General features: G+C 27.9%; 12 protein-coding genes and 5 tRNA genes. 14 read left to right on the forward strand and 3 right to left on the reverse strand.

Annotation, left to right across the window (positions count from 1 at the left end; translation table 4 throughout):
- Positions 1–199: 199 nt before the first annotated feature.
- Positions 200–1,381, forward strand: a complete 1,182-nt coding sequence (locus AC0B4S_RS03505) for an IS3 family transposase (RefSeq protein ID WP_465101581.1) — start codon at positions 200–202, stop codon at positions 1,379–1,381.
- 66 nt (positions 1,382–1,447) lie between these two features.
- Positions 1,448–2,803, forward strand: coding sequence for an APC family permease (locus tag AC0B4S_RS03510; protein WP_465101717.1), 1,356 nt, complete (start codon positions 1,448–1,450; stop codon positions 2,801–2,803).
- A 102-nt stretch (positions 2,804–2,905) separates the two neighbouring features.
- Here AC0B4S_RS03510 and AC0B4S_RS03515 read toward each other — a convergent pair whose 3' ends face one another.
- Together AC0B4S_RS03515 and AC0B4S_RS03520 are read right to left on the reverse strand one after the other, a co-directional pair.
- Positions 2,906–4,054 (reverse strand): IS3 family transposase, encoded by a 1,149-nt coding sequence (locus AC0B4S_RS03515; RefSeq protein ID WP_465101718.1) that lies wholly within the window; start codon positions 4,052–4,054, stop codon positions 2,906–2,908.
- Positions 4,055–4,143: 89 nt separating this feature from the next.
- The gene (locus tag AC0B4S_RS03520) at positions 4,144–4,881 is read right to left on the reverse strand and encodes an MAGa3780 family membrane protein (RefSeq protein ID WP_465101719.1); all 738 of its coding nucleotides are present in this window, start codon (positions 4,879–4,881) and stop codon (positions 4,144–4,146) included.
- Between the two features lie 98 nt (positions 4,882–4,979).
- Here AC0B4S_RS03520 and lepA point away from each other — a divergent pair, with 98 nt between their 5' ends.
- From lepA to AC0B4S_RS03565, 9 genes are all read left to right on the forward strand, one after another.
- Positions 4,980–6,788: a translation elongation factor 4 gene (gene lepA, locus AC0B4S_RS03525; RefSeq protein ID WP_465101720.1), complete on the forward strand. Its 1,809-nt coding sequence runs from the start codon at positions 4,980–4,982 to the stop codon at positions 6,786–6,788.
- Between the two features lie 7 nt (positions 6,789–6,795).
- Positions 6,796–8,703 carry a M13 family metallopeptidase gene (locus AC0B4S_RS03530; RefSeq protein ID WP_465101721.1) on the forward strand — a complete coding sequence of 636 codons (1,908 nt, stop codon included), beginning with the start codon at positions 6,796–6,798 and terminating at the stop codon, positions 8,701–8,703.
- Between the two features lie 282 nt (positions 8,704–8,985).
- Complete coding sequence (locus tag AC0B4S_RS03535) at positions 8,986–11,238, forward strand: ATP-binding cassette domain-containing protein (RefSeq protein ID WP_465101722.1); 2,253 nt, start codon at positions 8,986–8,988, stop codon at positions 11,236–11,238.
- 3 nt (positions 11,239–11,241) lie between these two features.
- Complete coding sequence (gene lepB, locus AC0B4S_RS03540) at positions 11,242–11,709, forward strand: signal peptidase I (RefSeq protein WP_465101723.1); 468 nt, start codon at positions 11,242–11,244, stop codon at positions 11,707–11,709.
- Between the two features lie 167 nt (positions 11,710–11,876).
- Positions 11,877–11,951, forward strand: a tRNA-Asn gene (locus AC0B4S_RS03545).
- A gap of 6 nt (positions 11,952–11,957) precedes the next feature.
- Positions 11,958–12,033, forward strand: a tRNA-Glu gene (locus AC0B4S_RS03550).
- A gap of 5 nt (positions 12,034–12,038) precedes the next feature.
- Positions 12,039–12,114 (forward strand) — tRNA-Val (locus AC0B4S_RS03555).
- 1 nt (position 12,115) lies between these two features.
- A tRNA-Thr gene (locus AC0B4S_RS03560) sits at positions 12,116–12,191 on the forward strand.
- A gap of 21 nt (positions 12,192–12,212) precedes the next feature.
- Positions 12,213–12,297, forward strand: a tRNA-Leu gene (locus AC0B4S_RS03565).
- Positions 12,298–12,637: 340 nt separating this feature from the next.
- Here AC0B4S_RS03565 and AC0B4S_RS03570 read toward each other — a convergent pair.
- Complete coding sequence (locus AC0B4S_RS03570; protein WP_465101724.1) at positions 12,638–13,342, reverse strand: hypothetical protein; 705 nt, start codon at positions 13,340–13,342, stop codon at positions 12,638–12,640.
- 120 nt (positions 13,343–13,462) lie between these two features.
- On the opposite strand from AC0B4S_RS03570, the gene AC0B4S_RS03575 reads away from it, so the two are divergent.
- The 3 genes from AC0B4S_RS03575 to AC0B4S_RS03585 all read left to right on the forward strand — a co-directional run bounded on the left by AC0B4S_RS03575 (position 13,463) and on the right by AC0B4S_RS03585 (position 15,922).
- Complete coding sequence (locus AC0B4S_RS03575; protein WP_465101725.1) at positions 13,463–14,311, forward strand: PTS glucose transporter subunit IIA; 849 nt, start codon at positions 13,463–13,465, stop codon at positions 14,309–14,311.
- Positions 14,312–14,409: 98 nt separating this feature from the next.
- Positions 14,410–15,069 (forward strand): hypothetical protein, encoded by a 660-nt coding sequence (locus AC0B4S_RS03580; RefSeq protein ID WP_465101726.1) that lies wholly within the window; start codon positions 14,410–14,412, stop codon positions 15,067–15,069.
- Positions 15,050–15,922 carry an MAGa7180 family putative nuclease gene (locus AC0B4S_RS03585; protein WP_465101727.1) on the forward strand — a complete coding sequence of 291 codons (873 nt, stop codon included), beginning with the start codon at positions 15,050–15,052 and terminating at the stop codon, positions 15,920–15,922. The genes AC0B4S_RS03580 and AC0B4S_RS03585 overlap by 20 nt, the downstream gene beginning before the upstream one ends.
- The last annotated feature ends 9 nt before the right edge of the window (positions 15,923–15,931 follow it).

Below are 15,931 nucleotides of genomic sequence, written 5' to 3' on the forward strand. Positions count from 1 at the left end.
TTTCTGGATTTATTATTACCCACAAATATAATAAAAAGGGGTATTTTATTAAAAATTAAATAAATAATGTTTATTTTTTTCTACAAATTTAAAAAATAATATATAATTTAAAGCCGGACAGAAAAGTTAACATGTAAATGTTAGCTTTTCTGTTACCATTCGTTGGTACCAACGAAGAATTTTTTTGAAAGGATAAATTATGTCAAGACATTTAAAGAAAGAAGAATTTGCAAAAATATATGAAGAATATCAAAAATCAGGTTTCCCAGGTGCTTTCCAAGCTATTTACCAAATATCACCAGAAACAAAAAACTTACAAAGAAATAGTGTAAAAGTTAGAATTAATAAAATAATTAAGTATTATAATTTAGGTATGGAAGACTTATTACAGACAAAGAAAGGGGAAAGCCGCAAAAAAGGAAGCGGCAAACCTAAGACGAAAAGAGAACCAAATTGAGATATTTTTGATCGTGATGATTTGTTACAAATAGCTAAAAGATATTATGAAATTACCAACGAATTACCTAAAAGTAAGAAAGTTATTGAATCTAAAAGTTTTAGTATAAGTTATGTTAAGCTTGCAGAAGTTTTTGGCATTTCTAGACAAACAATTTCTAAAACTCAAAATATTAAAATTGCACAAAAACTCCCTAAATATAGTGATGTAATCGAAAAATCGTTCGCAGAAACAAAGTCAAGATATGGAAGGTTAAAACTAAGTGTTTACATATCTAAAAAATACAAAATAGATATAAACGAACGTTCATTAGGGAGATATATGAACCTTTTAGGCCTAAAATGTAAGCTTAGACAAAAATCAAAACGAAAAGAAATTAAAAATCTATCTACTCAGATTGATAACTTCGTAAATCGTGATTATAATGATCAAAACAATCGAAATATTTATGCAACTGATGTTTCATATATAAAAGCGCCAAAAGATGTGTTAGAATCACACGTTTATTTGTCTGCAATTTTGTCTCATAAAACTAAACAAATTGTTGGTTTTAAATTATCAAAAAGTAATAATCTAGAACTAGTTTTAGACAATTTAAATTCATTAAAGCAATACAAATACAAAAATTTTATCATTCACTCAGATCATGGCTTTCAATATACACATCATCAATATATTAAAGAAGTTAAAAATCTTGGTGGGATTATTTCGTTATCAAGAGTGGGAAATTCTCTTGATAATCGAGAAATTGAATATTGGTTTGGAATCATTAAAACTGAATTATTAAATGATTTAGATTATTCAAAAATAACATTTAATGAACTTAATGATATGATACAAGAATATGTAATTTGGTACAACAATGACCGAATTCAATCAAACTTAAACTGAAAAACTCCACAGCAATTTGCTATGGAATTATAAATAACTAAAATGTTAAATTTTGCTGTCCATGTTTAATTAACTAAGATTTATATATAGGAGGTTTAATTGAGTCAAACAAATAAAAATTCACTTTCAGAAGTTAATTTTATTTTATATGCTCTTAATTATATTGTTGGATTTGGATTTATTGCTACAATTTCAAGCTTAATAAACCAAGGTGTTTGAGGAATTTTAATTTTTATCTTAACATCAATCATTATTGTAGCTGTAATCTTTGCCTTTTCACGGGCTGGTGAAAAGTACCAAAAGGAAATTGGTGGTTCATATTTATATGCGAAAAAGACTTTTGGCAAACAAATGACTTTTTTCCAGGGTTGAAACCAAGCAAGTCAAATTATCTTATTTGCAGCTACTACACCATTATTTTTTGCAAGATTATTAGAACAATTTGATCCAAATAATAAAATAGTTTATACGATTATTTCAGTTGTAGTTTATATCTTATTTGTATTACTTGGCACTTTTGGTTATAAACTATCTAAAAATTTTATTTTTATTACAGCTATTTTTAAATGAATTACTCTTATTTTAGGATTTGGATTAATTATCTACTTAATTGCACAAAGTAATTCATATGGTTCAACTTTACGCGAACTTGGACCCTTTAGTTTAAGCGCCTTTGCTGGTGGAGTTTTAAGCTTTATTTATGCCTATGGTGGTTTTGAATCACTAGCAACTATATCAAAAGATATCGAGACCAAGCGCTTTAAGAAAATAATGCTTTTTATTTTCTTAATTGTCTTTGTCGCATACTTTATCTTTTACTTTATTTTCTTAGGTTTATCAAGAAGTAATTTAGGTTCTGGATTTGGATTAGATATTGCTTATAAAGTAGTGTGAGGAGCAACTGGTACAACTATCTTTGCAGTTGGTTTATTCTTTAACCGTATTTCTGCAACGATGGGTGGTGTGCAACCAAAAGCAAGAATGATTGCAGCTTTAGCTAATGATGGATATTTCCCGAGTGCATGAGCAAAAACCAATAAACATAATGAATATCAAAATGCCATTATTGTTTATGCAATAGTAGGAACTTTATCATCTGTTATTTTTAGCATTATTCCAACACTTGCTGGTGTTAATAATACATTTGGCAAAATCTTAAATGCTGCAAATATTTCATACTTAATTCAATATTTATTAACTATTTTCACCGTGTGATTATGATCATTAAAAAAACAAGAAAAAATTCCAGTTTGAGAACAAATTATTTACATTATTGGAATGATTGCCATTTTATTTACATTAGTTGGATCACAAATATCGTTTATTATTGAAAATAAAACTTCATTTGAAAACTTCTTGCCACTAATCTCATACGTAGCCACAATGATCTTTGGATATTTAGTTTGATTTATATCGCATAAATATAATAAAAAATATGCAAAAGTAATTAAATAACAAAAACCCTCCTATTAAACTGGGAAATTTTTTTTGGACGGTTTTACCTTCCCCAACCATACCATTTGTCTAAGCCAAACGGAATGCTTTGGGAAGGTTTTTTTATCTTATTCTTTTATAATTATATCAGCTTATAAATTCTTTGATTTTTTGTGATAATTCAATAAAAGTAAGTCTTTTACAGGTTTGATCAAAATTTGGAAAAATTTCACTTTTAAGAATTGAAAAGAAATATTCAATTTCACGATTATCAAGACTATTACCAATTCTTGACATTGATATTTTACCTTTTAGTGATTTTATTTTTTTAGTATATTCAAGCGAAGAATAAGCAGTTCCATGGTCAGAATGTAAAATAAAATTATTTTTGAATTTTGTATTGGTGATATTATTCAAAATTAGTTCAGTATCATTTCTAAGTGATAATTCATAGGTCACAAACTTAGTTTTATGATCAATAATTGCAGATAAATAAATATGATTCTGTTCAATATCTTTTGGTGCTGGTATATAGGTCACGTCTGTTGCATATATATTATTGTTGCTTGAATTATAATCTCTTTTTACTAAATCAGGTACTTTAACACTAGTATTTTTAGATTCTTTGTTTTTATGTTTTTGTCTAACAAATGTTTTTAAATTAAGTTTTTTCATATAATTCCCAAGGGTTCTAGGATTTATTTGAATATTATATTCTTGGAAAATATATTTAGCAAGCCTCCTTCGTCCATACCTTTCTTTATTTTCGACAAAACTTTTAAAAATTATTTCTTTGTGTTTGACATTTATCTCTTTAGCTTTGTTGTTATCTTTCAATTTCTCATAATATGTGGATCTTGCTATTAAAAAAATTTTTGCCTTGTATTTTGATGAAAGATTTTCAATTTCTTTAATATTTTTAATATCTGCATCAATATTATTTTCATTAAAAATTCGATAGTAGTATTTTATAACTGCATCTTTTTCATCATCTTTAAGAGTATTAATTCATGTATAATCGAGAACTTTCTTTTTCTTTCTCCCAACACCTTTATCTTTCTTGGGTGATTTACCGCTTTGTGATTCTATGTTCATATTTAAATTATACAGTTTTCTTTTCTTTAACATATTTTTCATTGATTCTTTGTTTCAGTATGCTTTTCTGATGTCAAAACAGAAATTTTCAAATTCTGCTTTGGTTATTCCCAGGTTCAAGTATTTATCGTATAAGTCAAAAATTTTAATTCATTCTTTAGTCTTTAAATGTCTCATAACTACCTCTCTTTCTTTATATTAAAAATATTCGGATTTTGTCCGAATATTTTTTCCCTGTCTATATAGGAGGGTTTTATGATAGATCTTTATTTAGGTTCTTTTCTCAGTTGTAATTTAATTCCATAAATTGCCTTTCAAAAGAAAGCAAAGACAATTGGAATTAAAATACCCATCACAAAGATTAAAAGATCTAAAAGAATAATTAATCATAATTTAGTTGTTGATATAAAAAATGGACGATAAAAATGCATAAATGAGTAAATGATTGCCCCATTTTTAAATTCATACTGGGCACCTGTTGCCAAATATACTACTAGTGCGAATATAAAGTATACAAATACAATACTTGATGAAATTAATAAAACATGTTTATTAATTTTAACTTCTTTGCGAGCTCAAAATAGCACGATAAATCCCATTAAGGGATTAACTCCATGAGTAATTACACTTGTAAAATTATTTAGTGAAAAATTTCAAACTTGCACTCATGAAATTAAGGCTCAATAAACAGCAAAAGTAATACTAATGCAAATCACCGAAACAAAGAATAGGTTTTTAACTATTTTACATGTTGGTTTCAGTCCGATTCAAATAATCATAACCCCTAAAAATAGGTTTGATAAATTTGTAAAATATAATAAATGATATCAAGGTCCAAAAACAGTTTTAAACTCTCAATACTTTGGATGAATTGGTATTCCATCAAATGTCGAAACTAATGCATTAAATGCAATTAAGAAAGCCGAAACAAGTAAAACAAAAATACCTAAGGCTAAAATTGTATTTTGTTTTTTATGGCTAAATACTTGATAGGTTTGTGTCATGTTTATATTATAGACTATAAGATTTAAATTAAAAATAAAAATTACTTTTATCGCATTGTTAATAAAAGCTTATTTTTATAATATAATATAAATTAATTATGGATAAATCGAAAATTAAAAATTTCTCAATCATAGCACATATCGATCATGGAAAAAGCACTTTAGCAGATCGTATTTTAGAATTAACTAAAACAGTTAGTGATCGCAATTTAACAGATCAATTTTTAGATTCAATGGACTTAGAAAAAGAGCGCGGCATTACCATTAAATTAAATGCAGTACAAATTAAGTATAAAGATTATGTTTTTCATTTAATTGATACACCAGGGCATGTCGATTTTACTTATGAAGTATCTCGTTCATTAGCAGCAAGCGAAGGTGCATTATTGATTGTTGATGCAACGCAAGGTATTGAAGCTCAAACTTTGGCAAATGTTTATCTGGCTTTAGAAAATAACCTAGAAATTATTCCAGTAATTAACAAAATTGACTTGCCTAGCGCAAATGTGGATGAAGTAAAACAAGAAATTGAAGATATAATTGGGATATCAACTGAAAATGCAGTATTAGTTTCAGCTAAAACAGGTTTAGGAGTAGATAATTTGCTTGAAGCAATTGTTAAACATATTCCAAGCCCTGTTTTAGCTGATGATCATAAACCATTAAAAGCTTTGATTTTTGACAGTTATTTTGACCCTTATCGGGGAGTAGTCATGCTTGTAAGAATCTTCGAAGGAACTTTAAAAACTGGTGATAAATTTAAATTTATGTCACGCACTGACCAAAATAATTCATACCATGTAATTGAACTGGGGGTGAGAAATCCTTATGAAACTAAGAAAGATTTTTTAAGTGCAGGTGAAGTAGGGTGAGTATCAGCAGCTATCAGGGATGCAAAGGAAGTTAATGTTGGAGACACAATCACCCATATGGAAAATCCAACAAGCGAGGCATTGCCAGGATATAAAAAAATGAAACCAGTTGTCTTCACTGGGTTTTATCCAGTTGATACCAGGGACTATTCACAACTTAAAGAGAGTTTAGAAAAAATTTCTTTAAGTGATTCATCAATTACTTGAGAACAAGAAACATCCAAAGCCTTAGGTTTTGGATTTAGAGTTGGATTCTTAGGTTTATTACACATGGAAATTTTACAAGAACGTCTTGACCGTGAATATAAAGTTGGAATCATTGCCACAAGTCCTAGTGTTGAATATAAAGTAACTATGACTAATGGACAAGTTGAAATGATTGCAAACCCAACTTTATTGCCAGATCGAACTTTTATTGATAAAATTGAAGAACCATACGTTGAAGCTCATATTTTTATTCCTAATGAATATATCGGGAACGTTATGGAACTATGCCAAAATAAGCGTGGAATTTATAAATCATTAGAAATAATTGATTCGCGCCGCAGCTCAGTTATTTATGAATTACCCCTAGCCGAAACAATCTTTGACTTCTTTGATCGTTTAAAGTCTACAACTAAGGGATATGCTAGCTTTGAATATGAATGAATCGGATACAGAGAAAGCGATTTAGTAAAAGTAGATATTTTACTTAATGGAGATAAAGTTGATGCTTTTTCGATGATTACACACCGTGATAATGCATATGAAAATGCAAGGGAGTTATGTCAAAAACTAAAAAATGCAATTCCGCGTCAAAACTTTGAAGTACCAGTCCAAGCTACTATTGGTGGTAAAATTATTGCTAGAGAAACAATTAAAGCCTTTCGTAAAGACGTTACCGCTAAATTATACGGTGGTGATGTCACAAGACGGCAAAAACTACTTAAAAAACAAAAAGAAGGTAAAAAACGAATGAAAAAACTTGGTAGCATTGATGTGCCACAAGAAGCCTTCTTGTCAATTTTAAAAACAAATATTGACTCAAAGAAATAGGAGAAATATGAAACCAAATTTAAAAGATAACTTTTTTAAACATATTAACCATGATTGGTTACAAACAACACAAATTCCAGCAGATCGTTCATCAATTGGATCCTTTGTTGAAATGGATATTAAATTAGAAGAATTATTAAAAGGACAAATTAACCAATGACACCAAGATAATTCGACTTTACCTAAAGATCCAGCAATGCATGAATATCTAAAATTTTATAACATGATTTTAGATATAAAAAAACGTGATGAATTAGGGTGAAATCCAGTTAGAAATTATTTATCTAAAATTGAACAATTAACATCATTTCATGATCTTTTTGATCAAGATCGTGAGTTTTGAATTTCATACCATAACTTACCTTTTGATATTGATATCTTTGAAGATTTCATTGATAATAAAAAACGTATTTTATGATTATCAAACCATTCAAGAACCATCTTGCCTTCAAAAGAAACATATCAAAACCAAGATGAAGCAAATAAATTAATTGAAGTTTGAAAACAAATGGTTTTCAAACTCTTAGTTAGTTATGGTAAATCAGAGCAAGAAGCAACGACTTTAATTAATCAAGCTGTTGAATTTGATTTATTTTATAAAGATTATTTACTATCTTCAGTTGAGCAAGCTAATTTTGTTGCTCTTTATAATTTACAAGAAAGAAATAAAATCAAGGATTATTCAAAGCAATATAATTTATTTAAAATAATTGATGCAATTTTTAAACAAGAAGTTGCAAGTGCTTCAATTATTAATCTAAAATTCTTTGAAAATTTTGACCAAATTTATAACACTGAAAACTTTGCTAAATTTAAAGCACATATGTTTATTTTTAATTTGCTTAGTGTCACAAATGATTTAACAGAAGAAATTAGAACACAAGCATCAACATTCAAAAAAGCGCTATATTCAATTGATAAAACACGAAGTCTTGAAGATTTTGCATATGATAAAACTAATTCATTTTTTGGTATGCCACTAGGTATGTATTATGCCAATACCTTCTTTGGCAAAAAAGCTAAAGAAGATGTTGAAAAAATGGTCAACAGCATGATTAATGTATATAAGCAAAGATTATTGGAAAATACTTGACTTTCAAAAACAACTATTCAAAAAGCAATTGTGAAACTAGATGCTATCGAAGTAATGGTTGGATATCCTGAAGTTATCCAACCATACTACAGTCAATTTAAAGTTAAAACTTATCAAGAAGGCGGTAATATCTTTGAAAATGTCCAAAATTTTACAAGGTTAATAACAGAATATAAATTATCATTTTACTTAAAACAAGAAGATCGTAGATATTGAAGTATGTCACCTGCAACAATTAATGCTTATTATAGTCCATTAAAAAATCAAATTGTGTTTCCTGCCGCTATTTTAGCATGACCTTTTTACAGCATTGATCGCTGTTCATCAGCGAACTTTGGCGGAATCGGAGCTGTTATTGCCCATGAAATCTCACACGGTTTTGATAATAATGGTTCCCAATTTGATGAAACTGGTGCTTTAAATAATTGATGAACTAAAGAAGATTTACAAGAATTTCAAGAAAGAGCAAAGTCTGCTATTGAATTATTTGATGGTCGGGAAACTCAATATGGTAAAGTTAATGGCAAATTAACAGTTTCAGAAAATATTGCCGACTTAGGCGGATTTAGTTGTGCTTTAGAATCAGCAAAATTAAAACCAGATTTTTCTCTAGAAGAATTCTTTATATCTTGAGCAACCATTTGACGCTCAATTTATAAAGAAGGTGCGGCAAAACGCCAATTAGAAACTGATGTTCACTCACCAACAGAAGTAAGGGCTAACGTTATTTTAGCTAATAGTGATGATTTTAGTAATTATTATAATATTAAGCCCAGCGATGGAATGTACGTTGAACCTTCAAAACGTGTTAAAATTTGATAATAAAATTATTAACCACTTATGAAACTCATAAGTGGTTTTTATTGTGAATTTATAAAAAATATAAAATTCTATTTATATATATGATACAATTTTATTAATAAATAAAATTTATAAATATTTCTAAATATTATTTATCTGAAGGATTTGACAAAATAGTTTCTGATATAAAAATAAATAAAGGTCAAATTGTAAGATGAATTAAATTATATTTAGAGCATTACAAACATATCAATATCACTGGCTATTTTTACTCAAAACAAATTTTAAACTTATTGGAGGGTTATGATCAAAATTAATAATTTAACAACTTTAGTTGGCACAAAAGAACAAAGAACATTACTTAATAATGACAGCTTAGAAATTCCTTCAAATAAAATAACTGCTATTATTGGCCCTTCTGGAATTGGTAAAACAACGCTATTGTATAATATTGCCAAAATATTTAAACCAAATAGCGGAATAATACAATATTATGATGCAAATTTGCAAGAAATCCAAAAGCCAAAAATTGACCTAGTATTTCAAGATTATAATTTATTTGAAAATTTAAATGTTCTTGAAAATATTCAGGTCGCAAATGGTGTTTTAGGTTTAAAACTTAACCCAGAAAATTTAGATAAACAAGCAAAGTTGATAAATATAACTCCTGAAACTTTAAAAAGTGATGTAAAACAACTTTCAGGCGGAGAAAAACAACGAGTTGCTCTTTTAAGAGCATTAAACCGCCAATCAGATTTTATCTTACTAGATGAACCAACTGGTAATTTAGATCCGGATAATTCAAAAATTATCTTTGAAACGTTAAGAGAATTATCAAATACTAAAACAATAGTAGTAGTTAGTCATAACTATGAATTAGTGAAAGAATATGCTGATAAAATCGTAAAAATTGAAGATGCAAAATTAGTTATTGAAAAAGATGTTGATAATACTTTTAATCTTCCCAATGATAGCAATAGTTTAAAACATTTGGAAAAACCTTCATTTTTTAATAAATTTTGAATTGCTTCTAAATTTATTAAAAATGATTTAAAAACAAAAACTTGGCAAGTTATTTTGATTATCGCTAGCTTTGTTTTAGCATTATTTTCAACCTTAATTTCGTATAATTTAAATATTGGTGCAACCAGGTTTTCACAAGCTTTTGTTTCAGGTAATAACTTAGATTTAGCTTCTATTGTGCACAAAAACTCTTCAAATTTTAATAATGATGAAATTAACGAATTAAAAAAGGATCAAAATGTAAAATATGTTTTGGGCGCAACTCCTAGTTCTGGAAACTTTGAATTAAAATATAATAATAATTCAGCAATTAGTTTTCAATATTTTGAAGTTAATAGCGATGATTTTTTCGTGCAAAGATTTAAATCTCTTAGCGAAGTAAAAGGTAGATTTATCCAAAGCATAAGTGAAATAATCATTAATGAAAAATTTGCTAAAAAATTAGGTTTATTAAATCCCTTAAATCAAACTATTTCTTTACAACCATATTTAAATACTAATAATGAAACAATCTCCTTAAGAGATGAGTTAAAAAGTATTAATTACCAAGTAAAAATAGTTGGAACTTTTACAACAGCTGAGTACCAAAACCAAGTTGATTTTTGAGTTCACCAAGACCTATTAAAAGATTCGAATTCTAAAATCTTTGATGTTTATGAAAAATATAATAAAGTATTCTCGGATATTTCCAAGCTCGAAAGCCTAGATAGTCACTTTGGTCCTTCGGCAAGTTTTCACCCAAATCAAACACTGAAAGATTTAAATGTTGATTTAATTGAAGGCAAAAAACCATCAAACTATAATGAGGTTATTGTTTCCAGTGCTCTTATAAATAGTGCCAAAGCAAACTTTGATTTTCAACTTAATGAAAAAGTTTGAGCCAGGTTTACTCCACAAGGATCAATAACTTTAAAAATTGTTGGTATATATGATTCAGACGAACTTGAATTTAGATACCATAATAATTTAATTGATGCATATTTCAAAAATAATATTTCAACTTTAAATGTCTTTTTCAAAACTGACCTAGGGTCAGATTCTTATAATATTGAATATTTAAAAAATTTATCAAATAAATATTCAATATTATCTGGACCTAGCACAACCATCTTTCAATTATTACAAAATTCTAAATTAACTCAATTAATCACTTTTGGACTCTTTTTAGTTTTTATAATATTGTTTACAAGTTTTTTAATCTCATATTTAAAATCACTATCAGATTCAAAACGAAAAAGCATTGGAATATTAAAAACATTAGGAGCCAAGCCAAAATGAATTATCTTTTATAATTCAATTCATGTCTTGTTTATTTTAGTAATGACACTAGTTATTGGCTTAATAATTGCTTTACCTTTAGCTAATATTGTTATCAATGCAATTACAGGCCTTAATGCATTAGAAGTTGATTTATTAAATAATTTTATTAACTTTAGTAGTTCATGATTATATTTATCAATTGTAGCTCTTATTATCTTTGCCATAATGTCATATTCACAATATAAAAAAGCAACCCATAAATTATTAAAATAAACTATGGTTTTAAAGAAACTTAACCTTAAAAACTTTTTTAAATCTTGAGTATTTTGATTATTTTTGATACTTACTCTATTATTAATATCCTTAATAATCTTTTTTCAATTTTATACAATTGTGAAAATAGATGGTATATCAATGGAGCCAACATTATATAATAACCAAATTTTCTTAGCTAAAAGATCAAATCAAATTACTTATAATGATATTGTCATATTTAATTTTAAATCACAATTATTAATAAAGAGGGTTATCGGCTTACCTGGTGATCAGATCTTAATTAATAATGATGAATTATTTTTAAATGGTAAATTTTTATTAAAATTAAATAATTCGTCATTTCATAATTTAAATATTACAATTAACCAAAATAACTTTTTTGCATTAGGTGATAATTTAGCTAATTCATTAGATAGTCGCCACTTTGGACCTTTTTTAATTTCAGATATTAATTCAATACTTATATAGCCATTTATGCGTAATTTGCATAAATGGCTATTTCTTTTGGATTATTTAAAAGTCTGTTATAATACATGTACAAAAAAGCTCTAAAGAAATTTTTTAATAAAAAATAATAAAAATATTTTTTATTTAAAAATTTTGTGCTATAATATTCTAGCAAACAAGCAAAGAGTGCCGATTTAGCTCAGCGGTAGAGCAGCTGGCTGTTAACCAGTTGGTCGTTGGTTCAATCCCAATAATCGGCGCCATTATATGGTCTGTTGGTGAAGCGGTTAACACACATGGTTTTCATCCATGCACGCACGGGTTCGATCCCCGTACAGACTGCCATTTATGGAAGATTAGCTCAGTTGGGAGAGCGTCGCCCTTACAAGGCGAATGTCATGGGTTCGAGTCCCTTATCTTCCACCATGCCGTCTTAGCTCAGTTGGTAGAGCAACTGACTTGTAATCAGTAGGTCGTAGGTTCGAGTCCTATAGACGGCACCAAATTTACATGTTTTATATTTTGCACGAATGGTGAAATTGGCAGACACGCTAGATTTAGGCTCTAGTACTTTCGGGTATGAGGGTTCAAGTCCCTCTTCGTGCACCACTTTTTTAATTTTTATTTTTTATATTTTTATATATCTATATCATTTTGGAAATCATTGTAGTAGAGGAAATTCCAACTTGTAACATTGAATTTGTTTAATCATAGAGCATGTTATTATAATTATTAATCATTTTTTTATCTCGACTAAAGATTAGAATGTTTTAATTTCATGATCTCCTTTAAAGTTTTTTAATTAATTTTTTTGTTTTTATTTTTATTTTTATATCACAACACATAATAATACAAATTCAATAAATAATAATTAAACCAGCATTCATCATTATGCTGGTTTTCATTTTCTTTAAAACATAGTCAAAAACCTGGGATTCCCCAGGTTTTTCTAATCCCTTGAACGAATTAATAATAAACGTACTACGACGTATAATAAGTGGAAGTAGTTATTTAATAATTCAGTAGTTCAAAAGATGGCATGAAATACTACTTTGTTATTAGCAAATAATTCAGCTTGCCGAATTTGTCTAAAGGCAAAGATACTATTAATTGTAAAGATCGCTCCTTGAATTAATAAAACTCAAAAGTATGCACGGTAGGCAAAAATTGAAATAACTGCCATGATTAAAAAAGCAACAAATAACATCCCCATTACGATTGATAATTTATGCACTGCAATATCAAAAAATGATAAAACTGCAGCAAGAGCCATTATTAAAACAGGCGCAAGCATAATTAAGACTAATGAACTAGGACTAAAGTTGGCTACTTCTTTAAGTAATAACAAGTGGAATAATCCGCTAAATAACATTGCTCAAAATACAATGCTTAAAGCAAGTCTAAGCCAATTCCAAACCTGCGAGCGTTTATTTGACATAAACCATTGGACCATTGAAATCACAAAGATTCCAAGCGATCCAACAGATGTAAATAAAATTAATTGGTTTCCATTATTATTTACAATGATTTTCATAAAGAATGATAATAGTCCGCTAAAAACTAACATTCCTAATGCAAAACCAATGAAAATAATACCCCAAAATAAATTTCTGTCTCAAGTGAGACTATTTTTATATTTGTAATTTGTTATCATTATCTTATTATTATACATGATTATTCAAGAATAAGATAATGATAATTTTCTTTTAAAAAACAGTAATAATTTGGTAAAATACTTACATATTTTAAAAGATAATTTTAGAGGAGCATAGCAATGTTAAATCAAAACAATACATGTATTTGCAAACCATTCTTTGGATGTGTTTGCAACCAAGAAGTTCCTGCAAAAGTAATTCAAATTGTTGAAGCTTTTGGAGGAATTCACAATATTAATGCTTTTAGTAATTCAGTTTCAGAATTAAGATATGACTTAAAGGATGTTTCACTTGTGCAAAGTGAAACATTAAAAACCTTAGGAGCAAGTAAAGTAACTATTTTTCAAGATACAAAACATGTTCAAGCCGAGTTTGGTAATGTAGTTGAAGAACTTAATTTTGAAGTTAGAAAATACGCACAAAAATTAGCAAGCCAAACAACTAATCATAATAATTCAGTTAATGCAAATAATGAGGTAAAAAACACTCAAAAACAGGCTTTAAATACTTTAAATGTTTTAAGCCCAGTAGATGGACAAATCGTTGCTTTAAATGAGCTTAAAGACGGTATTTTTTCTGAAGGATTAGTTGGTCAAGGGCTAGCAATTAAATTAAGTCAAACTTCTGGTAAAATAGTTCTTAAAGCACCGTTTGATGGCAGCATCAGTAATTTACCAGCAAGCAAAAACCAATTCTTATTTGCTACTAAATGTGGAATTGAAGTTATTATAATCTTAGGTCAAGATAGTTATAAATTAAATGGAATTGGGATTAATTTATTAGCCCCAGTTAATAGCCAGCTAAAAGCAGGCCAAGACTTATTTGAATTAAATTTAGATCAATTTAGTAAAGAACAAATTGATACACATATTATCATTTGTGCAACGCATAGTTCTACCTTACAAACAGTAATTAATAAAGCGCAGCACCAAGTTAAAGTTGGTCAAAACTTATTTGATTTAGTTTAATTAAATATCATAAAAAAGAATTTTAGAGGCTTTGCCTACTAAAAATCTTTTTTATTTCACGACTTTTAAAAAATTTATATATATTAAGGAGCATAGTAATGAAAAAAAACACACATACAATTATTTTAATCAATGGAAAACGTCGCAGCGGTAAAGGTTTATTAACTAATGCTATTAAAGAACAATGTACCAAACTTTATGGAGAGCATATTTATATCTTATCTTTTGCTCAGCCAATTAAAGATATTACCCAACCTATTTTAAATGAACTTCATTGGGATGGACAAAACAAAGAAGTAGTTCGCCCACTTTGAATTGCCATGGGCGAAGTAGGTCGAAATATTGATAGCAATATCTGGTGTAGTAAAGTATTTGAAAAAATTAAAGATACTGTTAATACTATCAAACCACAACATAAAAATAGTTTATATTTAATTGATGATCTACGTTTTCCTAATGAATTAGATTATTTTATTAAAAACGTTAAATTAATTAACGAAAACTCTGATGATAATCATATCATCAGAGTAGTCTCAATTCGTATTGAGAAATTTATGGATGCTGAAAAATTTGTTACTGGTGTTGATGATAATTCAACTGAAATTAGTTTTGATAAATTAACCTTTGCCTTTGACCATATTGTTCCCCAAGATATTTTAATTGACCGCAATTGAGCTGCAAATTTCCCAGCTGTTGAAGTAGTGGCCAAAACAGTAGTTGAAAACTTTATTAAAAATAATGGAAAACATAAAGCGTAAATATTATAATAATGTTCATTATACTATTGATTGAGATAACTCAGTAATTCATCTTAAAGATGAATTTTATAATGAACTTAAAACTTTTGATAAATGAAAGGGATTTAAGAAAATAGGTGGAAGTTCAGTTGGTGATATTTTAATTAAAGGAAATATCTTTAAAAGTGATTTTAAAGCATATTGCCATATAGCCAGAATTAAAATGCCAGTATTAATCAAAAAGTATATTAATGCTGGGATAATCTTAGAACCAAAAATCTTTAATATATTGAGAGATAAATATCCTAATTTAGAAATTCAAAACTTTGTTGCCCAGGAAGTAAATTACGATTATTTTGAAGGTATTGATGAAGTAATTAGCGGAGTACCAGATGGTTATATCCCAAGTTTAGAAACAATTTTAGAAATTAAAACAGCTGGAGCAAAAAAATACGCGTTATGAGCTAAAGAAGGAATCGACCCATCATACCGTAAGCAGGCTCAATTATATGCTTATTTAATGAGCAAGAAATTAAATAAGCAGATTAATAAATATGCAATTGTGGCAGCGTTTTTACAAGAAGATAAAACTAAAAATATTAATGATTATTTGACTCCAGATCTTGTTGATTTATATCAAAGACAAATTAAAGTATATTCATTTAACGTTAACCAAAACGAAGTTTTAGATGACATTAAATATGTTAAAAATTGGTATACTCAATATACTAATCAACAAACTTCACCTAAATTCAATATGTCGATTCATGCTGATGATTTAGAATACTTGGCATGCTCTAACGAGCAAGAATGAAGCAAGTTATTAGAAAAATGAAAAACCCAAGGTAAAGCTGATAGTGATGTAATGCCTTAAACCCTTCAA

This window comes from Mycoplasma sp. 6934, from assembly GCF_055523595.1.